The 25,446-nt window shown below is 70.9% G+C and carries 28 protein-coding genes and 4 pseudogenes; 23 read left to right on the top strand and 9 right to left on the bottom strand.

Annotated features, from left to right (window positions below; all coding sequences use genetic code 11):
• Positions 1–43 precede the first annotated feature (43 nt).
• Positions 44–514: a pyridoxamine 5'-phosphate oxidase family protein gene (locus BJF85_RS24940; protein WP_075850374.1), complete on the bottom strand. Its 471-nt coding sequence runs from the start codon at positions 512–514 to the stop codon at positions 44–46.
• Positions 515–523: 9 nt separating this feature from the next.
• On the bottom strand, positions 524–1,435 hold the full coding sequence (locus BJF85_RS24935) for a short-chain dehydrogenase/reductase (RefSeq protein WP_075850373.1): 912 nt from the start codon (positions 1,433–1,435) through the stop codon (positions 524–526).
• 133 nt (positions 1,436–1,568) lie between these two features.
• On the opposite strand from BJF85_RS24935, the gene BJF85_RS24930 reads away from it, so the two are divergent.
• From BJF85_RS24930 to BJF85_RS28300, 4 genes and pseudogenes are all read left to right on the top strand, one after another.
• A complete protein-coding gene (locus BJF85_RS24930; RefSeq protein ID WP_075850372.1) occupies positions 1,569–2,399 on the top strand; it encodes an LLM class F420-dependent oxidoreductase in 831 nt (276 codons plus the stop codon).
• 370 nt (positions 2,400–2,769) lie between these two features.
• Positions 2,770–3,798, top strand: coding sequence for a class II fructose-bisphosphate aldolase (gene fbaA / locus BJF85_RS24925; protein WP_075850371.1), 1,029 nt, complete (start codon positions 2,770–2,772; stop codon positions 3,796–3,798).
• Between the two features lie 293 nt (positions 3,799–4,091).
• Positions 4,092–4,244 carry a hypothetical protein gene (locus BJF85_RS31790; protein WP_369822298.1) on the top strand — a complete coding sequence of 51 codons (153 nt, stop codon included), beginning with the start codon at positions 4,092–4,094 and terminating at the stop codon, positions 4,242–4,244.
• Positions 4,202–4,501 (top strand): annotated as a pseudogene (locus tag BJF85_RS28300) (DUF3151 domain-containing protein); the annotation flags it as partial. The gene BJF85_RS31790 and the pseudogene BJF85_RS28300, both read left to right, overlap by 43 nt.
• 78 nt (positions 4,502–4,579) lie before the next feature.
• On the opposite strand, the pseudogene BJF85_RS24915 reads toward BJF85_RS28300, so the two are convergent.
• The 3 genes and pseudogenes from BJF85_RS24915 to BJF85_RS24905 form a co-directional block, all read right to left on the bottom strand.
• Positions 4,580–5,859, bottom strand: a pseudogene (locus BJF85_RS24915) (lipase family protein).
• 224 nt (positions 5,860–6,083) lie between these two features.
• On the bottom strand, positions 6,084–6,722 hold the full coding sequence (locus BJF85_RS24910) for an HNH endonuclease family protein (protein ID WP_075850370.1): 639 nt from the start codon (positions 6,720–6,722) through the stop codon (positions 6,084–6,086).
• 95 nt (positions 6,723–6,817) lie between these two features.
• Positions 6,818–7,522: a hypothetical protein gene (locus BJF85_RS24905; RefSeq protein ID WP_255375915.1), complete on the bottom strand. Its 705-nt coding sequence runs from the start codon at positions 7,520–7,522 to the stop codon at positions 6,818–6,820.
• A 77-nt stretch (positions 7,523–7,599) separates the two neighbouring features.
• Here BJF85_RS24905 and BJF85_RS24900 point away from each other — a divergent pair, with 77 nt between their 5' ends.
• The gene (locus BJF85_RS24900) at positions 7,600–8,886 is read left to right on the top strand and encodes an adenylosuccinate synthase (protein WP_075850369.1); all 1,287 of its coding nucleotides are present in this window, start codon (positions 7,600–7,602) and stop codon (positions 8,884–8,886) included.
• A gap of 73 nt (positions 8,887–8,959) precedes the next feature.
• Here the strand turns inward: BJF85_RS24900 and BJF85_RS24895 are convergent, their stop codons facing one another.
• A complete protein-coding gene (locus BJF85_RS24895) occupies positions 8,960–10,117 on the bottom strand; it encodes a glycerophosphodiester phosphodiesterase (RefSeq protein ID WP_075850368.1) in 1,158 nt (385 codons plus the stop codon).
• A gap of 167 nt (positions 10,118–10,284) precedes the next feature.
• On the opposite strand from BJF85_RS24895, the pseudogene purD reads away from it, so the two are divergent.
• From purD to BJF85_RS31785, 3 genes and pseudogenes are all read left to right on the top strand, one after another.
• Positions 10,285–11,546: pseudogene (gene purD, locus BJF85_RS24890) on the top strand (phosphoribosylamine--glycine ligase).
• 151 nt (positions 11,547–11,697) lie between these two features.
• Positions 11,698–12,093, top strand: coding sequence for a PE domain-containing protein (locus tag BJF85_RS24885; protein WP_139320854.1), 396 nt, complete (start codon positions 11,698–11,700; stop codon positions 12,091–12,093).
• A 57-nt stretch (positions 12,094–12,150) separates the two neighbouring features.
• A pseudogene (locus BJF85_RS31785) lies at positions 12,151–12,630 on the top strand (PPE domain-containing protein); the annotation flags it as partial.
• A 35-nt stretch (positions 12,631–12,665) separates the two neighbouring features.
• Here BJF85_RS31785 and BJF85_RS30795 read toward each other — a convergent pair.
• Positions 12,666–12,851, bottom strand: a complete 186-nt coding sequence (locus BJF85_RS30795; protein WP_255375913.1) for a hypothetical protein — start codon at positions 12,849–12,851, stop codon at positions 12,666–12,668.
• Between the two features lie 57 nt (positions 12,852–12,908).
• On the opposite strand from BJF85_RS30795, the gene BJF85_RS30790 reads away from it, so the two are divergent.
• From BJF85_RS30790 to BJF85_RS24825, 12 genes are all read left to right on the top strand, one after another.
• Positions 12,909–14,072, top strand: a complete 1,164-nt coding sequence (locus tag BJF85_RS30790; RefSeq protein WP_255375912.1) for a hypothetical protein — start codon at positions 12,909–12,911, stop codon at positions 14,070–14,072.
• A gap of 7 nt (positions 14,073–14,079) precedes the next feature.
• Positions 14,080–14,850 carry an ESX secretion-associated protein EspG gene (locus BJF85_RS30785; RefSeq protein ID WP_255375911.1) on the top strand — a complete coding sequence of 257 codons (771 nt, stop codon included), beginning with the start codon at positions 14,080–14,082 and terminating at the stop codon, positions 14,848–14,850.
• 117 nt (positions 14,851–14,967) lie between these two features.
• Entirely contained in the window at positions 14,968–15,282 is a 315-nt protein-coding gene (locus BJF85_RS24870; RefSeq protein WP_075850367.1) for a hypothetical protein, read from the top strand.
• A 1-nt stretch (position 15,283) separates the two neighbouring features.
• Positions 15,284–16,465 carry a transglycosylase SLT domain-containing protein gene (locus tag BJF85_RS24865; protein WP_075850366.1) on the top strand — a complete coding sequence of 394 codons (1,182 nt, stop codon included), beginning with the start codon at positions 15,284–15,286 and terminating at the stop codon, positions 16,463–16,465.
• 97 nt (positions 16,466–16,562) lie between these two features.
• Positions 16,563–17,519 (top strand): hypothetical protein, encoded by a 957-nt coding sequence (locus tag BJF85_RS24860; RefSeq protein ID WP_075850365.1) that lies wholly within the window; start codon positions 16,563–16,565, stop codon positions 17,517–17,519.
• Entirely contained in the window at positions 17,504–17,731 is a 228-nt protein-coding gene (locus BJF85_RS28295; protein WP_075850364.1) for a hypothetical protein, read from the top strand. Before BJF85_RS24860 ends, BJF85_RS28295 begins: the two co-directional genes overlap by 16 nt.
• Before the next feature lie 103 nt (positions 17,732–17,834).
• Entirely contained in the window at positions 17,835–18,239 is a 405-nt protein-coding gene (locus tag BJF85_RS24850; protein ID WP_139320853.1) for a hypothetical protein, read from the top strand.
• Between the two features lie 39 nt (positions 18,240–18,278).
• Entirely contained in the window at positions 18,279–19,040 is a 762-nt protein-coding gene (locus BJF85_RS24845; protein WP_075850362.1) for a hypothetical protein, read from the top strand.
• A gap of 18 nt (positions 19,041–19,058) precedes the next feature.
• Positions 19,059–19,445: a helix-turn-helix domain-containing protein gene (locus BJF85_RS24840; RefSeq protein WP_075850361.1), complete on the top strand. Its 387-nt coding sequence runs from the start codon at positions 19,059–19,061 to the stop codon at positions 19,443–19,445.
• Between the two features lie 52 nt (positions 19,446–19,497).
• The gene (locus BJF85_RS24835) at positions 19,498–19,959 is read left to right on the top strand and encodes a VOC family protein (protein WP_075850360.1); all 462 of its coding nucleotides are present in this window, start codon (positions 19,498–19,500) and stop codon (positions 19,957–19,959) included.
• A gap of 129 nt (positions 19,960–20,088) precedes the next feature.
• Complete coding sequence (locus BJF85_RS24830; protein ID WP_075850359.1) at positions 20,089–21,258, top strand: pyridoxal phosphate-dependent aminotransferase; 1,170 nt, start codon at positions 20,089–20,091, stop codon at positions 21,256–21,258.
• A gap of 140 nt (positions 21,259–21,398) precedes the next feature.
• Positions 21,399–21,581, top strand: coding sequence for a hypothetical protein (locus BJF85_RS24825; protein WP_075850358.1), 183 nt, complete (start codon positions 21,399–21,401; stop codon positions 21,579–21,581).
• 46 nt (positions 21,582–21,627) lie between these two features.
• Here BJF85_RS24825 and BJF85_RS24820 read toward each other — a convergent pair whose 3' ends face one another.
• Together BJF85_RS24820 and BJF85_RS24815 are read right to left on the bottom strand one after the other, a co-directional pair.
• Positions 21,628–22,242, bottom strand: coding sequence for an HAD family hydrolase (locus tag BJF85_RS24820; RefSeq protein ID WP_369822296.1), 615 nt, complete (start codon positions 22,240–22,242; stop codon positions 21,628–21,630).
• The gene (locus BJF85_RS24815; protein ID WP_139320863.1) at positions 22,239–23,204 is read right to left on the bottom strand and encodes a GntG family PLP-dependent aldolase; all 966 of its coding nucleotides are present in this window, start codon (positions 23,202–23,204) and stop codon (positions 22,239–22,241) included. Before BJF85_RS24815 ends, BJF85_RS24820 begins: the two co-directional genes overlap by 4 nt.
• Before the next feature lie 219 nt (positions 23,205–23,423).
• Between BJF85_RS24815 and BJF85_RS24810 the strand changes: the two genes are divergently transcribed.
• The 3 genes from BJF85_RS24810 to BJF85_RS24800 are packed head-to-tail and all read left to right on the top strand — an operon-like array spanning position 23,424 to position 25,385.
• A complete protein-coding gene (locus tag BJF85_RS24810) occupies positions 23,424–23,948 on the top strand; it encodes a SigE family RNA polymerase sigma factor (RefSeq protein WP_075850356.1) in 525 nt (174 codons plus the stop codon).
• On the top strand, positions 23,941–24,666 hold the full coding sequence (locus BJF85_RS24805) for a hypothetical protein (RefSeq protein WP_075850355.1): 726 nt from the start codon (positions 23,941–23,943) through the stop codon (positions 24,664–24,666). Before BJF85_RS24810 ends, BJF85_RS24805 begins: the two co-directional genes overlap by 8 nt.
• A 47-nt stretch (positions 24,667–24,713) precedes the next feature.
• A complete protein-coding gene (locus tag BJF85_RS24800; protein ID WP_083666686.1) occupies positions 24,714–25,385 on the top strand; it encodes a TetR family transcriptional regulator in 672 nt (223 codons plus the stop codon).
• Positions 25,386–25,446 lie beyond the last annotated feature (61 nt).

Here is a 25,446-nt window from a genome sequence, read left to right as displayed (position 1 = left end):
CCTCCCGTTGTTCGTCACCGTTGACGCAGGGAAGCGTATTCGATCAGTACGTTCCACCGAGTTTCGTGTGGTCCCAGCTGACGGTCTTCGTGGGGGTGAACACGAGGCCGATGCGTTTCGGGGCCTGGTGGGCGATACCGGCGGTGAGTTCGGCAGGCGGGTCGCCCTCGAGGCCGGCGTAGCGCATCGCCAGGCGCGTACCGATGTCGGCGACCGTGTCGGTCTCCTCGACGAACTCGACGTCGCACTCCATCGACACGCCGCGCAGCTGCTCGTACGACTCGCCCGACTCGATCAGCACCGTGGCCTGCGCGAGCCGCATCAGGTTGGCGACCTTCTGCGACTTGCGGTAGGTCCACGTCGACAGCCGCCCGCCGCCGGCCGGGAAGTACCACAGCGGCGCCAGGTGCGGTCTGCCGTTCGGGCTCATCGTCGCGACGTTGATGACGCGCTGCTCGGCGACATAGGCCCGCAGCTCGTCGTCGCTCATCCGGATCTGATCGCGACGCGACATGCCGGCCGCCTACTTGATCGCGGCGCGGCCGCCGTGACCGTTGGTCGCGGACTCGCGGGCCCCGCGCTTGGCGATGTCCTCGAGCGCGGCCTCGTCGGCCTTGGCGACACCCTGGAAGCGCGAACCGAACTCGATGATCGGCGGCACGATCGCGCGCACCAGCTTCATCACCCCGACCCACTTGGGCACGTGGATCACCCTGGCGCGCTTGCGGATGCCCACGGTGAGGTGGTCGAGCGCGAGGTCGAGCGGGTACGTCTTGCCCATCAGGCCGGGCATGCCGGAGCGCAGCTTGCCGAACACCGGGTGCGCGTCGGCGCTCTCGACGAGGTCGGTCTTGATCCACGTGGGGTGGGCGACGCCGACCTTGACGCCGAGGTGCTGCAGCTCCGCGCGGAGGCTGTTGCAGAACGCCTCGACGCCGGCCTTCGCGCCGGCGTAGTTGGCCATGCCGGGGGCGTGTGCGATCGCGGCGAACGACGAGATCGCCAGCAGGTAGCCCTTGCGGTCGATGACGTGCGGCATGGTGACGCGGAACGTGCGCCACACGCCGAGCAGGTCGACCTCGAAGACCTTCTCGTAGGCGTCGCGGTCGATCGAGCGGGCGAAGCCGGTCGTGGCGATGCCCGCGTTGGCGACGACGATGTCGATCCCGCCGAAGTGGGCGACGATCTCCTCGGTGGCCTTCTCGAGGGCGTCCCAGCTCGTGACGTCGGCCTCCCACGAGCGCGCGTTGGGGCCGATGCGTTCGGCGACCTTGGTCTGCTCCTCGGCCTCGAGGCCCACGAGGGCGACCTTGGCGCCGTCGGCGGCCAGGCGTTCGGCGAGGCCGGCGCCGATGCCGCGTGCCGCGCCGGTGATCAGCACGACCTTGTCTCTCACGTTCTTCGGGCCATTCTTGCCGCCGGACAGGAACGTCACTGTTGCCTCCTCGGTGCTCTCACCTGGGACCGTACCTCAACTTACTCAAAGTAGGCTACTGCTCGGTAGTTCTCGATCGTGGTTGCGGCGGTGAGGGTGGAACACGTGCCGGGCGCGCGACGTTGCCCGGGACATGGCAGTGAATCTTGGGAAGTACGGAATCTGGCGTTGGTGGAGCGGTGTCGACGCCGCACTGGCGGGCGAGGTCGAGAAGCTCGGCTACGGCACGCTCTGGCTCGGTGGCAACCCGCCCGGCGACTTCGAGCACATCGAAGGGCTCCTCGACGCGACCTCGTCGCTGACCATCGCGACCGGCATCGTGAACATGTGGACCGACGACGCGGCCACGGTCGGCGCGTCGTACCACCGCATCGCGGCCAAACACCCTGGTCGGTTCCTGCTCGGCGTGGGCGTCGGCCACCGCGAGGCGCAGCAGGAGTACGAGAAGCCGTACGACAAGATCGTGTCCTATTTGGACCAGCTCGACGAGGCGGGTGTTCCCGTCGAGGACCGCGCGCTCGCCGCGCTCGGACCGCAGGTGCTGAAGCTGTCGGCGCAGCGCACGCTCGGCGCGCACCCGTACCTGACCACCCCCGAGCACACGCGGGAGGCGCGTGAGCTGGTCGGTCGGGGCGTGCTGCTGGCGCCCGAGCAGAAGGTCGTGCTCGAGAGCGACGAGCAGCGTGCGCGCGAGGCCGCGCGGGGGCCGATCAACAACCCGTACCTCGGGCTGACGAACTACCGCAACAACCTGCTGCGCCTCGGCTGGTCGGAGTCCGACATCGACGGCGGCGGCAGCGACGCGTTGATCGACAAGCTCGGCCTGCACGGCGACGCCGCGACCGTCGCCGCGGGCGTGCGCAAGCACCTCGAGGCCGGCGCCGACCACGTGTGCATCCAGGCCCTCCCCATGGACATCGACCCGCTCCCCACCTACGCAGCCCTGGCCGACCACCTGACGTAGGCAAAAAGCGCCCGAGGGCCCTTTGGTCGCGTGGAATCGAGCACTGCCGCGCGGAGCGCGTCCGTTTGGGCGGTGGTGGGAGACGGGTGGGCGCGACCATGGGGCCCTCGGGCGCACCTGCCCTACCGGACGGGTGGCCTACTGAATCGAACACTGAATCGATGCTGCGAAAAAGGCCACGTCAGGGGGTGTGCGGGCTTCACCGTGTCACCGGGTGATGCCAGGCTGTGCCTCGTAGGATCCGGCGCAGGAATCCCCGCCCGGACGCGTTCCGGCGCCGTACTCGCACGACTCGATCGCACCCGGGATGCCGAACACGGCTGGGGGCGATAAGCCAGGCCCGTAAGTCTTGAGCCCGAGGAGGACAACGATGCCCATCGCCACACCTGAGGTCTACGCCGAGATGCTGGACCGCGCCAAACAGGGTGAGTTCGCGTACCCGGCGATCAACGTGACCTCGTCGGAGACCGTCAACGCGGCGATCCGCGGCTTCGCCGAGGCCGAGAGCGACGGCATCATCCAGTTCTCCACCGGTGGCGCCGAGTTCGCCTCCGGTCAGAAGGTCAAGGACATGGTCACGGGCGCACGCGGCCTGGCCGAGTTCGCGCACGTGGTGGCCGACAAGTACGACGTCAACGTCGCCCTGCACACCGACCACTGCCCGAAGGACAAGCTCGACGGCTTCGTCCGTCCGCTGATCGAGATCTCGCAGGAACGCGTCAACGCGGGCAAGAACCCGCTGTTCCAGTCGCACATGTGGGACGGCTCGGCGATCGACCTCGACGAGAACCTCGACATCGCGAAGGAGCTGCTGGCCGCCTCGGCCGCCGCGAAGATCATCCTCGAGGTCGAGATCGGTGTCGTCGGCGGCGAGGAGGACGGCGTCTCCAACGACATCAACGAGAAGCTCTACACCGCCGAGGGTGACTTCACCAAGACCGTCGACGCGCTCGGCGCGGGCGAGCAGGGCCGCTACCTGCTGGCCGCGACGTTCGGCAACGTGCACGGCGCGTACAAGCCGGGTGCGGTCCAGCTGCGCCCGGAGGTGCTCAAGCGCGGCCAGGCCGTCGCGGCCGAGAAGCTGGGCATGCCCGCCGGGTCGAAGCCGTTCGAGCTCGTGTTCCACGGCGGCTCCGGTTCGCTGCTGGAGGAGATCCACGAGGCGCTCAGCTACGGCGTGGTGAAGATGAACGTCGACACCGACACGCAGTACGCGTTCTCGCGGCCCATCGCCGACCACTTCTTCAAGAACTACGACGGCGTGCTGAAGATCGACGGCGAGGTCGGCAACAAGAAGACCTACGACCCGCGCAGCTACCTCAAGGTCGCCGAGGGCGCGATGGCCACCCGCGTCGCCGAGGCCGCCGAGCACCTCAAGTCGGCCGGCAAGAAGCTGTGAGCGGCGCAGCCGCCGATCCCCGGCCCGAAGCTCGACCAGGGACCCCCGGTGCACCCCCTGGGTGTACCGGGGGTTCCCCCGTTGGAGGGCACCGGGGCGGCCCGATATGTGCGGTCCGTCGTCAGGCACAGTGTCAGCCGTGATGCCGAAACGTCTCGTCGCCGTTGTTCTGATCGCCACTCTGGTGCTGATGGCCATGGTGTCGTCGCTGTCGCTGCTGCTGTAGGACCCACCGCGAACCGGGCGCGAAACCGGCGCCCGCGTGCCCGCCGCGGCGGTGGTTGAATGACGCCATGACCCACAACCTGCTCGAACCGGACCCCACCACGCTCCCGGAACGCCCCGACGCGGAAGCCGCGCTCGACGCGGGCACCGAGCCGAGCGAAGTCGCCGCCGAGCACCCCGACTTCAGCGAGCGTGGGCCGCACTCGCCGAGCGTGCCCTGAACGAGAACGAGTTCGTCGACGCCTACGCCTACGCCCGCACCGGCTACCACCGCGGCCTCGACCAGCTCCGCCGCGCGGGCTGGAAGGGCTTCGGCCCCGTGCCGTGGGCGCACCGCCCGAACCAGGGGTTCCTCCGCAGCGTCGCCGCGCTCGGCAAGGCGGCCGGCCGCATCGGCGAGGCCGACGAGTACGAACGCTGCAAGCAGCTGCTGCTCGACTCCGATCCGGCGTCCGCCGAGGCCACCGGCCTCGCCTGAGTCCGCGTCCAGGGAGTGAGCCTGAGCCCGGCAGGCCGCCGGCGTGAACCACCGGCGGCCCTGGATCCGCGCCGGGCGTCAGAACTCGCCGCAGTTGCTCGGTGCCTCGGCACCCTGCACCCGCTGGTCCAGCCAGCGGAACGCCTTCGGGTAGGCGCCCACGTAGCCGCCGACGTGCGTCGGGATGGCCAGCGTGTCGAACCGCACCGTGGCGCCGTCCTCGCACCACGCGCGCGCCATGTCCCGGCCCTGGCCGTACGGCACGATGTCGTCGAGCCTGCTGTGCGCCACGTACACGGGCGCCTGCGGCGCCGACGTCCCGATGCGCTGTTCCTCGACGGCGCTGCGGAACGGTTCCTCGCCGAGGTAGTCGCCGATCGGCCTGCCGTCGGCCGTCAACTCCGAGGTGCGGGTGAACATGTGGCCCAACAGCCCGTCGCCGGTGCAGCTCTCCTCGATCTTGTCGCGGACCTCGCGGCCCTTGTCGTTGAGCATGTCGTCGATGCCCAGGTCCGGGTACGCCTCCTGCATGCCGGCGACCGCGAACATCAGGAACGCCACCGCGTAGTGGCCGTCGAGCAGGTCGGCGACCTCGGTCAGGTCCGCGGGCGGCGCGCCGGCGAACGCGCCGATGAGGTCGATGTCCGGCGCGTACTCCGGCTGCAACTCCGCCGCCGCGGCCGACGCCCCGCCGCCCTGGGAGTAGCCGGCGGTCAGCACCGGCCCGTCCGACGGCAGTCCCGTGTCGGGCGTGCGCTGTGCGGCGCGCACCATGTCGAGCACCGCGTGGGCCGTGGCCTTGCGGTTGACGTACGTGTGCACGCCGGGGGTGCCGAGGCCCTCGTAGTCGGTCAGCGCCACGGCGTACCCGCGGGCGAGCATGCCCTTGATGAAGATGCCCTCGTACTGGGTGCCGGCTGCCAGCGCCTTGGACGGGGCGCACTGATCGCCCATGCCCTGCGTGCCCGCGGCGTAGCCGACGATCGGCCGTTCGCCGGGGCCGTCCCAGTCCCGGTTCGGGACGAGCACCGTGCCGGTGACGGCGTTGCGTTCGCCGTGGGTGTCGTTGCTGAGGTACATGATCCGCTGCGCGTCGGCGGGCGCCTGCACCAACCGGAGCGGGTCGAGGAAGAACGACGTCGGCTCGTGGCGGATGACGTCGCCGTCTCACCGGCGGGCAGCGGGGACGGTGGTTGGTAGAACTCGTCGTCCACGGCGGCCGGTTCGGCGGTCGGGGTGGCGTTCGGGTCGTCGGCGGGGGCCGGGCTTGCGCCGGCGGGAACCGCGGTGAGCAGGGAGGCGGCGACGGCGGACGCGGCGATGGCGGCCGTGATCCGGCCGCGGCGAACTGAACGCATGGAGCTCTCCGTTGAGCTTGCGGTGGACGGTTCGGCGATCTTGTTGTTCGAAAAAGATTCGCGTTCCGCCCCGTGGGTGTCAAGCCCACGTGAACCCCACACCCCCGGAAGAAGCACCCGAGGGCCCCATAGTCGCTCCCACCCGTCTCCCACCGCCACCCAAACGGACGCGCTCCGCGCGGCAGTGCTCGACTCCATGCGACCAAGGGGCCTCGGGAGCAACGTCAGCAGGTGGAGAGCATGTCCTTCAGGGAGGCCTTCTCCGCCTCGTGGACCGTGAGTTCGTACTCGTGCTTCACGGTGATCCACATCGAGGCGTAGGTGCAGTGGTACGACGAGATGGGCTGCCACTCCGACGGGTCGGAGTCGCCCTTGGACCGGTTGGAGCTGGCCGTGACGGCGATCAGCTGCGGCGAGTCGAGGTCGTTGGCGAACTCCTCGCGCTCGGCGGTCGTCCACTCCGAGGCGCCGGTGCGCCAGGCGTTGGCCAGCGGGACGACGTGGTCGATGTCGATCTCCGACGGGTCGGACACGGTCTCGCCGTCGAACTCGCTGTACCAGCTGCCGTCGGTCGGGTAGCAGTCCGTGCCGACCTCGACGCCGTCGCCGTCGCGCTCGAGCACCAGCTCACGGGTGTTGCAGTTGTCCTCGTGGCTGCTCCAGTGCGGGAACAGGTCGCGGTCGTAGCCGTCGCTCGAGCCGTCGGGGGCGACCTCGAGGGCGTTCAGCTGCGTCTCGGCGGTGCCGGGGCTGGGGATGTTCGGCGGTTCGGCCACGGCGGTGCCCGCGGCGGCGGTCATGGTCAGCACCGCGGTCGCACCCAGGGCGACCGCGGAATTACGGAGAGTGCGGGGGAAAGTCACGACAGCACCTCTTTCGACGAAGGGGAATCCGGTGACGTGAAGGACTTTCCGACTGTCTCCAAGGCAGGTAACGGAGTAGTTAACCCCGGGCGGATTCAGACCGATGTCGGTGGCAGAACCAGACGGAAGTCGTGTGTATGCCTGTACCAAGTCCACCGCGACATGGGCCGCGGATACGCCACGCCGTCGAGTTCCGGCACCACCTCGCCGCCGCCGAGCTGCAACGCCCTCCCGGCGAGCCGGGTGCGTCGTTTCAGCAGTCGTCCGCGGGTGATCGTCACGTTGAGTCCGCCCGCGGACGTGTCACTGCCCGCCTGCGGATCGGGCCGCACCTCCAGCAGATCGGCCTCGCCCCGCAGCGCCTCCGTGTCGTCGCAGTAGGCCACCCCGCGCGGCGTGCGCACGACGCCGAGCCCGAGCAGCACCCCGCCGGCGTCGTCCCTGATCAACGGAACACCGGTGGGTGTTCCGGACCACGCCGCGTCCCATGCCGCCGTCCGCTCGCGTGGCAGACCCCACAGTGCGGCCACCTCGGACGCGGCCGTCGGCACGAACCCCACGTCGGACTCGTCCAGGAGTTCCTTGCGCAGCAGGCGCAACGCGACGGCGGCGAGATCGGCGTCGGTGCCCACCACGACGAGGCGGTCGAAATCGCCGGTCAGCAGCGTGTCGACGTCCTTGCGGCCCGGCCGGGCGGGCAGTTTCTCCGCCTCGGCCCCGTCCGGCAGTGGTAATCCCAGCTCAGCGCCGCCGCACAGCAGTACCAATCCCCGCACGTACAACCCCTCGGTTAGGCTCATGTACCGGCATTTCCCAGTCCTACCGACTGACCAGTGTCAGCAGTACACACCAGCCACTACACACCTTGGAGTTTCACATGCCGGCCATCGTGCTCATCGGTGCCCAATGGGGCGACGAAGGCAAGGGCAAGGCCACCGACCTGCTCGGCGACAAGGTGCAGTGGGTGGTGCGGTACCAGGGTGGCAACAACGCCGGGCACACGGTCGTGCTGCCCGACGGGCAGGACTTCGCGCTGCACCTCATCCCGTCCGGCATCCTCACCCCGCACGTGACGAACGTGATCGGCAACGGTGTCGTGGTCGACCCGGGGGTGCTGCTGGAGGAGCTCGAGGGGCTCGAGGCGCGCGGCATCGACACGAACAGGCTGCTGCTGTCGGCGGACGCGCACTTGATCATGCCGTACCACGTGGCCATCGATAAGGTCACCGAGCGTTACCTGGGCAGCCGCAAGATCGGCACCACCGGACGCGGCATCGGCCCGTGCTACCAGGACAAGGTCGCGCGCGTGGGCGTGCGCGTGCAGGACCTGCTGGACGAGAAGATCCTGCGGCAGAAGGTCGAGGCGGCCCTGGAGTTCAAGAACCAGGTGCTGATCAAGGTCTACAACCGCAAGGGCCTCGACGCGGCGGAGGTCACCGACACCGTCCTGACGCAGGCCGAGCGGTTCCGGCACCGCATCGCCGACACGCGCCTCGAGCTGAACAAGGCCCTCGAGCGCGACGAGACGGTGCTGCTGGAGGGTTCGCAGGGCACGCTGCTCGACGTCGACCACGGCACCTACCCGTACGTGACGTCGTCCAGCCCGACGTCCGGCGGCGCGAGCGCGGGCTCCGGCATCGGCCCGGGACGCATCACGACGGTGCTGGGGATCCTGAAGGCCTACACCACGCGGGTCGGCTCCGGGCCGTTCCCGACCGAGCTCACCGACGAGGCGGGCGAGAACCTGCGCAAGTCCGGTGGCGAGTTCGGCGTGACGACGGGCCGTTCGCGGCGCACCGGCTGGTTCGACGCGGTCATCGGCCGGTACGCGGCGCGCGTCAACGGCATCACCGACTACTTCCTCACCAAGCTCGACGTGCTGTCCGGGCTCGAGGCGGTGCCGGTGTGCGTGGCCTACGACGTCGACGGCGAGCGCACCGAGGACATGCCGATGACGCAGACGGACGTCCACCACGCCAAGCCCGTGTACGAGGAGCTGCCCGGCTGGTGGGAGGACATCAGCGAGTGCCGCAGCTTCGACGAGCTGCCGAAGAACGCGCAGGCCTACGTCGAACGGCTCGAGGAACTGATGGGCACACGCATCTCGGCCATCGGCGTCGGCCCCGGCCGCGAGCAGACCATCGAACGCCACACCATCCTCTGAGGACGCCTCAGGCCCAAAGCACCCGAGGCATGCTCGCGTTCAACGCAACCATGGGGCCTCGGGTGTTGTGGACTTACTCGTTTTCGAAGCTGCGGACTGCTTCCACGGCGATGTCCGGGTGGTCGGCGAAGACGCCGTCGATGCCGGTCTCGAGGAACGCCTGGTACTCGGCGAAGATGTCGCCGTAGGCGGCCGGGTCGTCCGACGACTGCAGGTTCGTCGGCAGGAACTCGTTCTCGGCGCGGAACGTCCACGGGTGGACGATCAGGTTCTCGTGGTGGGCGTCGTCGACGAACGTGGTCGGCTCGGTCAGGTTGCCGTCGTCATCGGTGGGGATGATCCGGTTCTTCTCCGGGCCCACGGCGTCGGCGTAGCTCGCGATCTCCTTCAGGCCCTCGGGCGTGACGAGGTCGTCGTAGGTGCGCGGGTCGCCGGACTCGACGAAGTCGTACGGCGCTCCGGACGCCCCGATCAGCTGCACCAGCGGCACGCGCACCTGGTCGCTCAGTTCCTTGAGGTTCGCCACCTCGAACGACTGGACGTACACATTGGACTTCGGGTGGTTCATCTTGTTGCGGTTGAGGATGTCCACCAGCATCGGCTCGAGCGCGATGTCCTTCTGCTGGAAGTACGTCGGGTGCTTGAGCTCCGGGTACACGCCGATGTCGCGGCCGAGCTCACGGGAGAGCTTCTTGGACAGGTCGATGATCTCCTGGAACGTGGCGACCTCGAACCGACCGTCGTAGATCGTGTTGTGCGGCCGCACGTCCGGGATGCGCTCCACAGCGCGCAGGGTCTTCAGCTCGGCGAGCGTGAAGTCCTCGGCGAACCAGCCGGTGACGGGCTGCCCGTCGACCTGCTTGGTGGTCTTGCGGTCGGCGAACTCGGGCCGGGTGTCCACATCGGTCGTCTCGCCGATCTCGGGCTCGTGCCGCGCGATGAGCACCTCGTCCTTGGTGGTGACGAGGTCGGGCTCGAGGTAGTCGGCGCCGGTGCGGGCGGCGAGTTCGTAGGCGGCGAGCGTGTGCTCCGGCCGGTAGCCGGAGGCACCGCGGTGCGCAACGACCTTGATGGCGTCGGCCTGTTCGCCGCGTTCGGCCGCCTGGCCGGGGGCGGTGGTGGACGTCTGGTGCGCGGCCGTCGCGGGGGCGAGGCCGGTGGTCGCGAGCACGGCGAGCGCGCTGAGCGCGGCCACCGTCAGGCGCTTACGGAGTCTGGACCTGTTTGCCATGTTTACGTCGTTGCCCTCTCGTTGTCCGGTGGGGACGTCGCTACGGTCGCGGCCGTGGGCGACCACTCGGCGACAGCCTGGCAGCCGGGAGGGCACATGCGGGTGAACCCCCGGCGATGCACATGCGGGTGCGCACGGCGTGACCGGGGTGTCTACCCTCTCTACCTGTGCGCTTCCTGGTTATCGGCTCCGGTGCCCGCGAGCACGCCATCGCCCTGGCCGCCTCCCACGACCCGTCGGTGACGGCCATCGGCTGCGCGCCCGGCAACGCCGGGACCGCGGCGCTGGCCGAGTCGCTCGGCGTCGACATCACCGACCCGTCCGCCATCGCGGCGCTCGCCGTCGAATGGCGGGCCGATCTGGTGGTCGTCGGGCCCGAGGTGCCGCTCGTGGCGGGTGTGGCCGACGCCGTCCGCAAGGAGGGCATCGCCTGCTTCGGCCCGTCGGCCGCGGCGGCGCGGATCGAGGGTTCGAAGGCGTTCGCCAAGGACGTCATGACGGCCGCGGGCGTGCCGACGGCGCGCAGCGAGGTCGTGGACAACCCGGCCCACCTGGACGCGGCGCTGTCGCGGTTCGGTCCGACCTGGGTCGTCAAGGACGACGGACTGGCCGCCGGCAAGGGCGTCGTGGTGACCCCGGACGCGAACAGGCGCGCAAGCACGCGCTGATGCTGCTCGACGGCGGCCACCCGGTGGTGCTCGAGTCGTTCCTGGACGGGCCGGAGGCGTCGCTGTTCTGCCTCGTCGACGGGCGCACCGTGGTGCCGCTGCTGCCCGCGCAGGACTTCAAGCGCGTCGGCGACGCCGACTCCGGGCCGAACACCGGCGGCATGGGTGCCTACGCGCCGCTGTCGTGGGTGCCGGAGGGTCTCGTCGACGATGTCGTGGCGCGCATCGTGCAGCCCGTGGTCGACGAACTGGCCGATCGGGACGCCGAGTTCTCCGGTCTGCTGTACGCGGGTCTGGCGCTGACGAGCGAGGGTCCGCAGGTCATCGAGTTCAACTGCCGCTTCGGCGACCCGGAGACGCAGGTCGTGCTGGCGTTGCTGCGCACGCCGCTGCCCGGGCTGCTGGCCGCGACCGCGAACGGCACCCTTGCCGAGCAGCCGCCGCTCGAATGGGCCGACGGCGCGGCCGTCACGGTCGTGCTGGCCGCCGACGGCTACCCCGGCAAGCCCCGCACCGGCGACGTCATCACCGGCGGCGAGGCCGAGGGCGTCCTGCACGCAGGTACCCGGCGCCGCGAGGACGGTGCCGTGGTCGCGAGCGGGGGTCGCGTGCTGTCGGTGGTAGGGACCGGTTCCGACCTCGAGGCGGCCCGCGCCGACGCCTACGAGCGGGTCGCGGGCGTCAACCTCGCCGGGGCGCACCACCGCACCGACATCGCCCTGCGCGCATCCCGCGGCGAGATCACCGTCCCCACCTCCTGAGCCGTCCCCACACCTGAGCCGCCCGGAAATTCCCTCCCTTCGGAGGGAACCGGGTCGCCCGCCGGAACGTCGAAGTTCAGGTCACCGTCACATCTCAGTTGGTAACCTGCCAGGGAAACCGGACGACTACCGGCCGTAACAGGGGGCTCGCATGGCGTCAGACGCAGGCACTGGTCCGAACAGCGACGGGGGCCTCGGCGAGTTCGCCTGGCTGCCCGGCGCCAAGGACATCGACGTCGCGCCCGAGAAGGTCGCCGAGGCCGCCGGCATCATCGACGCGCAGGCCGCGGCCCTCGAGGAGAAGCTCTCCGAGCACCTCGAGTCCCTCGAGATCACCCCGCCGTCCGAGGACACCGTGTCGCAGCACGCCGTTCGCGCGTGGAACGAGGTCGTGGCCGGCGACGAGAACTCCTACGCGGCGCGCGTGCGCGCCTACGTCACCGGGCTGCGCGGACTGGCCGAGCAGCTGCGCAAGGCCGGCGAGGACTACACCCGCTCGGATCAGGAGAAGGCGGACAGCTTCGGAGGCGGCCGTGGACCTTCGTGACATGCGGGGACGGCCGAGCAGCAGGTGGCGCGCGACGCGGAATGAGGGGTAGGCGAGATGGCTGAGGCGACGTCGGACGTCACGGGGAAGGCGGAGCAGATCCGCAACCACCGCTTCGACGGCTACACCGACAACATGCTGGCCGACGAGATCGACCGGTTCCGCGGCGGTGCGGGCGTGAAAGGCATCGGCGACGCGGTCGACGCGCTCCGCGAGATCTCCAAGGCGTTGAGCCGCACCGAGAACACCCTCCGCGAGGAACTCGGCAAGCTCGGCGTGAACTGGACCGGCAACGCCGCCGAACAGGCGCAGCGGTGGATCTCCGGCGAGGCCGACTTCTCCAGCGACGCACACGGAAAGGCCGAGGAGACGGCCAAGCAGATCTTCGCCCAGGGCGAGGCGTTCAACCGCACGATGCACAAGCTGCCCGACGCGCAGGCGTTGCGCGACGGCGCGGGCGGCATGGGCATGCTCGACTCGTTGGGCAGCCTGATCGGTTTCGAGACCGACCACGCCCGGCGCGTCGCCCAGGCGCAGGAGGCGCGGGCACAGGCGCTCGAGGCGTTGAACGGCTACGCGCAGTCCTCCGGTGAGGCGCTGGGCAACGTCCCGACGCTCGAGGCGCCGCGGATGATGGTCGGTTCCGTGGGCAGCGCGCCCACGGGTGACGTGCCGAAGGACATCTCCGCCGGTGGTCCGCCGGTGCCGGACGTCGGCGCTCCGCGCCCCGACGCCCCGCCGCCCGGCGGTGATGCCACCGACGCGTCCGGCGTGGCCCCGCGGCCCGCGCGCCGGCGGCCCCGGTCGCACCGCCCGTGTCGGCTCCCGTCGCGCCCGCACCCACCTACGACGCGGCGCCGCCCCCCGCAACCGGTTCGGTGCAGCCCGCCAAGCCGTACGCCGGCACGGCGCCGTCGTCCGCCGCACCCAGCAGCACCGCGCCCGTGCAGTCGATCTCCGGCGGCGGTGTCGGCTACATGCACGTGGGACATCCGGGTGGGCAGTCCGGTGCCGGCAGTGGTTCCGGATCGTCGGTCCCCGGTGCACCCGGTGGCCAGGCCGGTGCCCCCGCGGCGCCCGGCACGCCCGGAGCACCCGGTGCCGGCGGCGTGGTCGGCGGTCCCGGCGGTGTCGGTGGCGTCGGCGGCAAGGTCCCCGGCGGCGCCCTTCCCGGTGGCGCTGTTCCCGGCGGAGCTGTCCCCGGTGGCGGGGTCCCCGGTGGCGCTGTCCCGGGTGGTGGCGCGACTCCGGGTGCGCCCGGCGCCCCCGCGGGTCCGGACCAGCCGGGCAACCAGACCGGCAGCAAGCAGCCCGGCGCGGTCGGCGGCAAGGCCGGTGCGCCCGTCGCCGGGGCACCGGCGCGGCGCCGCACCCGGCGCAGGGCCGGCGGTGCGGCGGGTGGGGCCGTTGCGCCCGCGCCGGTCGCCGGTGGCAAGGCCGGTGCGCCCACGTCCGGGCAGCCCGAGCAGTTGGCGAAGGGCAAGTCCTTCGGGGTCGCCCCGCTGTCCGGCGGTGACACGACCGCGGCGTCGGGCCAGGAGTCCGGCGGAGGGTCGTCGTCGGGCGGTGGCATCACGGCCGACGGCCTCGGCGGTGCGATCGGCGCGGTCGCGGCCGGCGGCATCGCGGGCGCGCTCGCGGGCGACAGCGACCGCAGCGGTCGTCAGCGCGGCACCCCGCGTTCGCCGGTGCAGAACATCGGCAACCTGCCCGAGGAGCAGGCGCGGGCCGACCGCAACAGGTCGGACGGCCAGGACCGCCGGGGCGTTCTGCACAAGGCGGCGCCGCAGGACGGCGACGACGACCAGACGCACGTGCGCCGCTTCGGCGTCGACGACAACGACCTCTTCGCCGACGATCGGATGGTCGCGCCCGACACCATCGGCGACTGGAAGGCGGAGGCAGCACGGTCGGCGGAAGCAGCAGCGCCTGCGGAGTCGGCGGCACCGGCGGCGGGAACGGACTCGGAACAGCGGTGAACCACCTGTGACCAGTGGTGAAAGCGTGGTGTTGTCCACGCTCGAGTTCGACATGCTCTGGGAGGCGGAACGGCTGCCGCGCCGGCATCCCGCGCTGGACGTGCCGAGCGCCGGGATGACCCACAGCGAACGTGGGGACCTCATCGAGCAGGCGTGGAGCTCGCTGGCGCAGCGCAGGCTCGCGAAGGGACGGCAGGCCACGAGCGACCTGGTGGACATGCTCAACCTGTTCATCCGGCCCGCCGTGGCCATCGACCTGTGGGTGTGGACCGACCGGCAGATCTCCGGGCTCGCCGTGAGCACGGGCAGCCAGGCGTTGATGGGCGTGGTCGACGGCGACGAGGTGTGGCTCATCCCGGCGCGCGACTCGTCGCTGCCCGAATCGGCGGTCTCGGTGGCCGGGGACGCGACTCCCGGCGTCGGCTGGTCGGCCAGCGTGCCGCACGACGTCCTCGTCGAGGCCGACCGCGAGGCCGCGGGCGAGGCGCGCACGCTCGTCGGCGCACTCGCCGACCGCGGGGTCGCGATGAGCGAGGCGCAGGAGTTCGCCGCGATGCTGCAGGGGCAGACGATCCGTGGGCAGTTCGGCGCGCAGACCTACGGCCGGGACGGCAGCGTGCGCCGCGCCCCACGGGTGATCGGGTTCTACGACACCGAGCGTGGTCGATACCTGTTACAGGTCGCCCCCGGAGGCGACGGACGCCAGTGGGCGACGGTCGCTCCCGCGGACAACGCCATGCTCGCCGGACGGGTGTGGGAACTTCTCGACGAGATGTAGCGAGAACACGCGAAACCGCCGCGTACGGCTTTACAGTGGGGTGGAACCGCCGGTGGTGTCGCGTGCGTCGAACCCCGGTGACCAGCGATATCGATCGTCTGAAGGGGGAGAACCACCGTGCCGGTTTACGACGCCGAATCCATGCGTAGCACGGCGGGGAAGGTCGACGGGATCGCCGACCGTGTCGAGCAGGACCAGAAGGGCCTCCGCGGTGTCGAGGGGGAGAGCCCGTTCGGTGAGGTCGAGGACGAGGACGATCCCGACCGGGTCGACGCCGCGCTCGGTTCGTTCACCGCGGGCATGCAGTCCGAGTTCGACTCGGCGCGCCGGCACATGCAGGCCGCCAGCGGCGCGCTGCGCAACGCCCTCCAGGCGATGTCGGAGGCGGACGCCACCGCGGCCGACAACCTGACGATGCGGGGCGAGGTCTGACATGTCACTGGGGCTGCCGGACAACTGGAACGCCGTCGAGGCGCAGGCCGCGAAGGTCGACAAGGTCAACCCGGGGCAGATCGGCGAGGTGGCCGAGCAGTTCGAGAAGGCCTCCGAGAACACCGGCGACCACTCGGCGCAGCTGAAGAACGCCGCGGCGCCGCTGCAGGAGGGCGGCGTGTGGAAGGGGCCTGCCGCCGAGTCGTTCTTCGAGTACGTCGCGAACGTCGCCTCCGCCGGTGACCGCGTCAAGGCGAAGCTCTCCGACGCCGCCGAGGAGCTCACCACGCTCCAGGAGAAGCTCTCCGAGATCAAGCGCAAGATCACCGATGCCAAGGAGTCGGCGAAGATGGAGATCGAGGACCGCAACGAACGGGCCGAGTCCGAGGCGCGCGAGGCCGAGGGCACGATCCAGGCCGCCGCGGGCGGCGGGGACGGCGGTGCCGGTGGGGGCGGCGCCGACCCGGAGGCGATCCGGAACGCCGCGCGCGAGGCCAACCGGCGGACCGCGGAGCAGGCGACCGAGAAGATCAAGGGTCTGATGAACCAGGCCAACCAGGCCATCAAGCAGGCCCAGCGGCTGATGCAGCAGGAGATCGAGGGCGGCGGCTACTCGCAGGTGCCGATGCCCGGGGACGCGCAGTCGCAGATGTCGTCGACCGGTGGCGTCTCGGCCGCCGGTGGGGCGCCGAGCGTCGGCAGCGGCGGTGGTGGCGGTGGCGGTGGTGCTGCCGCCGCGGCCGGTGGTGGCGGGGAGGCTGTGGCCGCCGGTGGCGGTGGTGGCGGCATGGGGTCCAGCGGTGGACCGCCTGCCGGCCCGCCGCCCGGGAACGTCGAGCAGTGGATCAAGGAAGCGATCAAGATCCTGCAGGACAACGGCATCCCGGTCACCGAGGAGAACATCGACCAGATCTGGACGATCATCGAGCACGAGTCGGGCGGCGATCCGCACGCGATCAACGACTGGGACTCCAACGCCGCGAAGGGCACCCCGTCGAAGGGACTGATGCAGTGCATCGACCCGACGTTCGACGCCCACGCCGTGCCCGGCCACACCGACATCTGGGACCCGGTGGACAACATCGTCGCCGGTGTCGCCTACACCTTCGACCGCTACGGCAGCCTCGAACAGCACCCGGGCATCGCGTCGATCGCCTCCGGCGGCGGCTACCAGCCCTACTGACCCGGAGGTGTCCCACGCAAGGTGGGCGATTCGGACATGAAGGGTCCTTCACGGTCGACTCAGGCGGGATTCACGCACGGCCTGCATCGTGGTTGTCATGAGCGAACAGCAGTGGCAACCGGCGGAGGCGGAACTCCACGAACTGTGGGCCGCCGTCGCGGAGCTGGGCGGCGCGACCGCCCACGGTAGCCGCGTCACGCACCGCGACGTCCAGCGCGCGAGCACCACGGTCGCCGCGCAGGTCGACGTCACCGGCGCGGACGGGCGCCGCGTCGCCGAGACGTTCTGCGCCAGCACGTCCGCGAAGGCGCGCGGCGCGATGCGGATGTCGGACGGCTCGGTCGACCTCGGCGTCTGGCGCTTCCCGCACGACCCGGCCCTGCCCGGCCTCGCCGCCGCGGTGGACGCCGACCGGATGCGCGCCCTGCTCACCCGCTTCGGCCTGCCGACCGGCGGCCTGACCATCCGCGTCCGCGCCTACCGCCCGCTGCGCCGCGCCGTCGTCGAACTGCGCACCGACGCGGCAAGCGTGTTCGTCAAGGTGCTGCGTCCCGACCGGGTCGAGGCGCTGCACCGGCTGCACCGCGCCGCCGAGGGGGGCATCGTCCCGGAAAGTCTGGGATGGACGGACGACGGACTGCTCCTGCTCGCCGGTGTCGGCGGCCGGTCGCTGCGCGATCTGCTGTGGAGCGGCAACACGATCGAGCTCGAGCGGATCGATCCGGCCTCGCTCGTGGACACGCTGCGCGGTCTGCCGCAGGCGTTCGCCGACCAGGGGCACCGGCCGAGTTGGGCCGACCGCGCGCGGCACTACGCCGACGTCGTCGCCCGCCTGCACCCCGCGGTCGGCGGCCGTGCCCACGCGATCGCCGACGCGTCGAGGCGCGGCCGACGCATCCGCACGTGCCCGTGCACGGCGACTTCTACGAGACCCAGTTGCTGGTGTCGGGCGGCGAGTTCGTCGGCCTGCTCGACATCGACACCGCGGGGGCGGGCGATCCGCACGACGACCCCGCCTGCCTGCTCGGACACCTGTCCGTGCTGGCGCAGGTGAAACCCGACCGGGCGCCCGTCATCGAACGGTTCGCCCAGCGGTGCCGCCGCGAGTTCGACCGGCACTACGACCCCGCGGCCCTGCGGATCGGCGCGGCAGCCGTCGTGCTGTCGCTCGCGCCGGGCCAGCACCGCACCGGCGGCAGCGGCTGGCGCGCCGTGCTCGAGCAACGCCTCGAGCTCGCCGAACGGTGGTGCAGCACCACCGACTGACCGCCCGGGAACGGCCCCACCCGAAACCCGACCACTGCACGCGGCGGATCCGCGCGCAGCAACCCGATCCTGAGCAATTCCCACAATGGAAGGAAACACCATCATGGCCAGCAACAAGCGTCCCTGGTTCGTCGTCGCCGCAGCCGCTGTCGGCGTCGGAGGTGCGATCGCCATCGGCGGTACCGCCGTCGCCGCGGGTGACGACGTGCACGACCCGAAGATCCCCGCCCAGGTTCAGCTCGCCGAGCAGGAAACCACCGACAACGGCGGCAAGAACGGCAACCAGAACGCCGAGCAGTCCGGCAAGCAGGGCGGTCAGGCCGACAGCGCGAACACCGGCGACAGCCCCAACAGCCCGAACTCCGCCAACACGGCCGACACCGGCGACTCCCCGAACTCGCCCAATTCGCCCAATTCCCCCAACAGCCCGGACTCGCCGAACAGCCCGAATTCCCCGAACTCGCCCAACTCGCCGAACTCTCCCGACTCGGCCGACTCGCCGGAGTGATTAACTCTCCGGACTGATTGAGTTCAGAAGGGATTCACCATGACGACGAGGTCGGCCGAGAACGCCCACGAACCCCGGCAGGTTCTCTCCACACCGGTGCGCATGAATCGCATCTGGTGGATTCTGTTGGGCGTCTCGGTCGCCCTCAACGTCATCAGCATGGCGGTGCCCGCGCTGATCAAACATCCGCTCACCACGGGGCAGGGCGAGATCCGCATGTACCTCGACGTGTTCGTCGAGGGCAATCTGCCGACGTGGTGGAGCGTGGCGCTGCTCGTCGTCACCGCGGTGTTGTTCGGGATCGTCGGCGTGCTGGCGAAATCGGCAGGCGCGCGGTCGGCGGCGTGGGGTTGGTGGTGCGGCGCGGTCCTGTTGGGACTGCTCTCGCTCGACGACCACACGCAACTGCACGAACGGCTCGATCGCATCGGCCGCCGGCTGACCACGTTCGACAGCGATTTCCCGTTCTACTGGCTGATCCCGGGCGTGCTGGCCGGCGCCGTCGTGGCGGCGGGCCTGCTCGTGCTGGCGGTCCGGCTGACCGGCCGCGCGCGGTGGCTCGTGGTCGGCGGCGGTGCGCTGTTGTTGTGGTCGGCGCTCGGCATGGAGGCCATGCAGGGTCTGCTGATCGCCCGGCACGAGAGCGGCCCGCTGTACGTACTGACCTACCACGCCGAGGAGCTCGGCGAGAACGTCGGCGTGCTGCTGCTCATGGCCGGTGCGTTCGCGGCGGCGTCCGTGCGGCGCCTGCCCGAGGGCACCCTCACGCTCGGCTACGCGAACCCGCGCCCGCGACCGTAGAATCGGCGCGTGGCACCGATGAGTCCGCGTGAGGACCAGAACCGGCGGTTGTTGCGCGCCCGCGACGCGATCGACCGCGACTTCGCGCAGCCGCTCGACGTGCCCGCGCTCGCCCGCATCGCGTTGATGTCGCCGAGCCACTTCACCCGCTCGTTCCGCACCACGTTCGGCGAGACGCTGCACCGCTACCTGCAGCGCCGCCGGATCGAACGGGCCATGGCGATGCTGACCGACCCCGGTGCCACCGTGACGCGCGTGGCCGAAGGGGTCGGGTTCGACAGCCTCGGCACGTTCAGCCGCACGTTCCGCTCCGTCGTCGGAAAGTCGCCGACCGAGTACCGCGCGAGCTCGCGGCCCGCGCACGTTCCGGTGTGCTTCGTGAAGACGTGGCGCCGGCCCGCGTGACGAGTCGTTTCGGATAAGCCGAATCGGCCGGTTCCGCCGTAGCGTTCCCGACATGTTCACGCGAATCGGAATCACCTCGATCATGGTCCTCGACCAGGACGAAGCGCTCGACTTCTACTGCGGCAAGCTCGGTTTCGAGGTCGCCGCCGACGTCGACATGGGGTTCATGCGGTGGCTCACCGTCGAGCTGCCCACGGACCCGGGCCGGCAGCTGCTGCTCGAACTGCCCGGCCCGCCCGCGCACAGCGAGGAGGTGGCGACGCAGATCCGCGACCTCGTCACGAAGGGCGCGCTCGGCGCCGCCGCCATGCTCAACACCGACGATTGCCAGAAGACCTACGAGACGCTGCGCGCGAAGGGCGTCGAGTTCACCGAGGTGCCCACGCAGCAGCCGTACGGCATCGATTGCGCGTTGCGGGACCCGTTCGGCAACCACCTGCGCATCACCCAGCTCGCCGACGGCCCCGTCGAGATCACCGACGAGGACATCGAACGATTCAAGCGCGGCACCTGAGAAGCTCCCAAGGGCCCTTTGCGTCGCCGTGTCAGCAATCCACGCGGGCGTGTCAGCATCCTGCGTCGCTGTGTTGGCAGTTCGCGTCGCCGTGTTGGCGGTTCGGGGACGGCGAATACAGTCGTGGGCATGACGAGCACTACCCCGTTCCCGCCGCCCGCCCAGCGTTCCGACGTGCCGCCGTTCTACGTGATGGACGTGTTGTCGGCGGCGAAGGAGCGGCAGGCCGAGCGGGGCGACGTCGTGTTCCTGTGCGCGGGACAGCCGACGGCCGGGGCGCCGAAACCGGTGCTCGCGGCGGCGGAACAGGCGTTGCGCAGCGGCGACCTGGGCTACACGCCGCAGCTCGGCATCCCCGAACTGCGGCAGGCGATCGCGCGGCACTACGACCGTTCGTACGGCCTCGACGTCGACCCCGGCGACGTCGTCGTCACGACGGGGTCGTCGGGCGGTTTCCTGCTCGCGTTCCTGTCGGCGTTCGAGGCCGGCGACCGGGTCGCGATGGCCCGGCCCGGCTACCCGGCGTACCGGAACCTGTTGCGCGCGTTGGGATGCGAGGTCGTCGAGTTCGGCACCGACGAGTCCACGCGGTTCCAGCCGACGCCGGAACTGCTCGACGGGCTGAGCGACATCAAGGGTCTCGTCGTGGCCAGCCCCAGCAACCCGACGGGCACGATCGTCTCGCCAGGCGAGCTGGCCGCGCTGACGTCGTGGTGCACCGAGCGCGGCGTGCAGCTGATCAGCGACGAGATCTACCACGGCATCTCCTACGAGCGGGACGTCGCGTGCGCATGGCAGACGTCCGACGAGGCGCTGGTGCTCGGATCGTTCTCGAAGTACTTCGCGATGACCGGCTGGCGGCTCGGGTGGATGCTGGTGCCGGGCAGGCTGCACCGCAGCGTCGACGTGCTGACGGGCAACTTCAACATCTGCCCGCCCGCGCTGTCGCAGCACGCGCTGGTGGCGGCGTTCGACGAGGACTCGTACGCCGAACTCGACGGGCACGTCGAGCACTACCGGGTCAACCGCGACCTGCTCGTCGACGGGTTGCGCGACATCGGCCTGACGCGGATCGCACCGATCGACGGGGCGTTCTACGCCTACGTCGACGTCTCCGCGTACACCGACGACTCGCTGACCTGGTGCCGCAGGCTGCTCGACGACACGGGCGTGGCGATCACCCCGGGCGTCGACTTCGACCCCGTCGACGGCGGCCGGTTCGTGCGGCTGTCGTTCGCCGGTGCGCGCGAGGACATCACCGAGGCCGTGCGCCGGATGGGCGGCTGGCTGCAGGGGTGACACCGCGCGGCCCGGGGGCCGACGCGCTCGGGCTCGGGGTGAACCCGGAGTTTTCCCTGAAGGTCGCCTGCGCGGCGGGACTTCCGGCGCGGGCCGTGCCAACCTGGAATCAGACATCCGCAGCGAGCTGGAGGAAGCACATGTTCTGGAAGATCGTCGGTGGCCTACTCCTGGCGTGGGTCGCCTTCATGGTCATCGGGTCGGTCCTCGGCTTCCTCGTCAAGGCCGTGTTCTGGGTGGCCCTCATCGGCGGCGCGGCGTTCCTCGGCGCGGCCGCCTACGGCGCGATCAAGGGCAACGACAAGAAGCAGATCGGCCGGTAAGCGCGGTTCAATGCACCCAACGGCCCCATGGCGGCACTCAACGCGACTATGGGGCCCTTGGGAGTCGGTCAGAGGAGGGTGGCTGCTTTGTCGGCGCCGGGCCAGAGTTCGGCGCGGAGGCCGGCGGCCCGGGCGCGTCGATGTTGATCTGCCGGTCGTCGAAGAACAGGCAGTCGCCCGGCGCGCAGCCCAGACGCTGCACGAGCAGCCGGTAGATGTCGGCGTCCGGTTTGGCCATGCCGACGTCGCCGGAGAACACCAACTCGCGGAAGTGTCTCGTCCACGGCTGCTGTTCGGCGTGCCGGGCGAACGACTTCGGCGCATTCGACAGCAGCGCCAACTTCCGTCCCTGGCCGGCCAGCGACTCGATGAGCTGCTCCGCCGCGGGGTCGAGCGTCGACCAGCCGCGCGCGTCGATCGCGGCCAGTTCGCGCACCGTGTCCAGGTCGACGTCCGCGTCGACGGTGTCGCCGACGGCCTGCCAGTAGGCGTCGTCGGCGGCGCCGCGGTCGTACGGGTCACGGTGCGCCCAGTAGGCCGGTTCGAACGTCGCCGGCGGCACGTCGAGCCGTCCCGCCAGCTCGGGCAGTGCGTCCGTGCGCCGGCACAGCACCTCGCCGTAGTCGAACACCAGCCACTCCGCCGGTTCGGAACCCGTCATCGGCCGTCCTCCTCGATGCGCCGGAGCGCCTCGTCGACGTCGTCGGCGGTCACCTCGCGGTGGAGGACGAACCGCACCTTGCCCGCCATCGGCAGCGCGCGAATCCCCAGTGCCTGCAGGTTCTCGAGGGTCCACGCCACGTCGGGGACCGCGGCGAGCACGATGTTCGTCTGCGGTTCGGCGACGTCCCAGCCCCGCTCCCGCAACCCGGCGGCCAGGGTGCGGGCGTTCGCGTGGTCATTCCTGAGCTCGGCGATCCGGTCGAGCGCGAGCAGCCCGGCGGCGGCGAGCACGCCGCCCTGCCGGACCCCGCCGCCGAGCATCTGCCGCATGCGGCGGGCCCGTTCGACGAACTCCTCGGTGCCGGCGACGACCGATCCGACGGGCGCGCCGAGGCCCTTCGACAGGCACGCCGACACCGAGTCGACGCCCACGGTCAGCGCGGCGGGCGGCAGGTCCAGTTCGGCGGCCGCGTTCCACAGGCGCGCGCCGTCGAGGTGGACGCCCAGACCACTGGCGCGGGCCGCGGCGACCAGCTGGGCGTGCTCGTCGGGCGGGGTGATCGTGCCGCCCGCGGCGTTGTGCGTGTTCTCCAGCGACAGCAACGTGGTCCGCAGCGCGTAGTACGGACCGTCGGCCGGACCGACGGCGGCGCGCACCGTGGCGGGCGTCGGCCGGCCGGGACCGGCGTCGTGCTCGAGCGCGTGGGGCATGCCGCCGGCGAGCCACGCGGCGGAGCCGAGTTCGTTGATCAGCACGTGCGCGTCCCGCGGGGCGAGGAACCGGTCCCCGCGCTGCAGGTGCAGCGACAGTGCGATGAGGTTGGCCATGACCCCGCTCGGGGTCCACAGCGCCGACTCCATGCCCAGCAGGTCCGCCGCCCGTCGTTCGAGCGCGACGATCGTCGGGTCGGAGTCGATGACGTTGTCGCCGACCTCGGCGGACGCCATCGCCGCGCGCATCTCCTCGTCGGGCGTGGTGATCGTGTCGGAGCGGAGGTCGATCGCCGACAGGGCCGTGGTGGGTGCGGAGGTCACGTTTCGATCACATCACACGTCCGTTCCGGGGCCACACCAGGGTTCGTCGATCCGGGGGCGAAAAACTTCCCGAGACGTGCAACCGTGGACCCGTCCGGTGCCGTCTAGGGCACGAACAACTGAGACCGACCGGAGATCTACCGCGTGGACCCCCGCGAGGAGCAGGAGTTCGCGGCGTACTTCGCCGCGAAACGAGACTCCGTGCGCAGAACGGCGTACATGCTCTGTGGAGACTGGCATCGTGCGGACGACCTGGCACAGACGGCTTTCGTCGCGCTGCACCGGCGCTGGCGGAAGGTGCGTGACAGGGAGGCCCTCGACGCCTACGTGCGCAAGACGCTGGTGCGGGCGGCGATCGACGAGTCGCGTCGCCCGTGGCGGCGGGAACGGCAGACCGAGGATGGTTCGGACCTGCCGGAACCGGCGGCATCGGGGCCGCAGGACACGCTGGGCGACAGCGTGGCCACGAGGGAGGACTTGTTGGCAGGGCTGAAGCAGGTGCCGCCGAGGCAGCGTGCCGTGCTCGTCCTGCGGTATTTCGATGGTCTGGACGTCAGCGGCGTGGCCGGCGTCCTCGGTTGCAGCGAGGGCAACGTCAAGAGTCAGACCGCACGCGGGCTGGCGGCGCTGCGTAAGGCGCTCGGTACGGAGGTGGACGCGCATGGATGAACGGCAGCTGTCGGAGTTGTTCCGTTCCGCGCCGGGCGAGCCGCCTCCGTCGTCGTTCGACTCCGACGACGTGGCCGCGGCGTCGCGGAAGGTCACCGCGCGCAGGCGCATGGCTGCGGGCGGGGTCGCCGCGGCGGTCGTGCTGCTCGTCGGCGGCGGCCTGGCGACGGGCGCCGTTCTGGGCGGATCGGACGATCCGGACCGGATGCCCCCGGTGGCCGAGCGCGCACCGTCATCCGACGGTGCGATCGAGCCGCGCACCGCGCAACCGGCCGACACACCGGAACGTCAATCCGAGAGCGTCGAGCCGCCCGTCGAGCCGACGACGGCACCCGAGCCCCAGGTACTCCCGGAGTCCGAGCCGAAGCAGGGCGGCGAGGGCACCGGGGAACGCACCTACGGGTGCGGAGAGGTCGACCGAGAGCTCGCCGCCGCCCTCGCCGGCGAGCTCTCGGTCGACGCCGGGGAGGCCTCGCCCGGCGAGTACTGCCCCGACGGCGGGACGTCGGTGGCGTTCCGCGTCGACGGTTCGGCCCTGACCGCGGTGCACGCCCCGGCGGGCGTGTCGGTCGCGGCGCCGTCCGGCAACGTGCAGACGGCCGAGCGCGGCACCGCGGGCGGCGGGACGCTGATGGTGGTGAACGAGCCGCTGACCCGCATGGCCGTCGAGGGTCCCGACGTCGACCGGCTGGCCGACCGGATCGCACCCGGGTTGTGACTGGACCTGCACACGACCTCGACAACGGAGTGGCAGACTTTTCGGGCATGACGTCCGCCAGTACGCCGAAGGGTGAGCGCCGCCGCCACGCGTTGGTCACGGCCGCGGCCGAGCTGTTGGCCGAAGGCGGGTTCGACGCGGTCCGGCACCGTGCCGTCGCCGAACGCGCCGGGTTGCCGCTCGCGTCGACGACGTACTACTTCGACTCCCTCGACGACCTGGTCGCGGCCGCCACCGAGCACCACGGCCGCGGCGAGCTCGCGAAGGGGCGCGCGCGGCTGGACGCCCTGTCGACCGAGCACCGTGGTCTGGACACCGTCGTCGAGCTGGTGCTCGACCAGTTGCTGGGCGAGGACCCGGCGCACGACGCGGTGCTGCTGCGCTACGAACGGCTCGTCGCCACGGGACGGCGTCCGTATCTGCGGCCGCTGATGCGCACCCTGTCCGGTGAGCTGCGCGAACTGCTCGCCGAGATCTTCGTCAAATCCGGTATCGAGACCGACGCGCGGCGGATCGAGCAGATGATCGCCGTCGTCGACGGCGCCGTGGTCAACGCGTTCATCGCCGTGGACCCCGACCCGCGCGGCGTCGCCGCCCGCATGCTCCGTGAGACGCTCGCGAGCTCCCTGCCGGTCGACCTCGGCGACGACTACGACGAGAGCCTCGGCAGCTCCGGCGGCGACCCGGACGAGCGCCGCGGCACCGACGACCTGCTGTGAGCTACGCGTGTGACGTGCGACGTGACTCGGGTGTGACCTGGGCCTCCCGTTAGCCTGGCCT

The sequence above is a fragment of the Saccharomonospora sp. CUA-673 genome (assembly GCF_001942305.1).
Taxonomy (GTDB): domain Bacteria; phylum Actinomycetota; class Actinomycetes; order Mycobacteriales; family Pseudonocardiaceae; genus Prauserella.
This window is presented reverse-complemented; position numbering and strand designations above follow the sequence as displayed.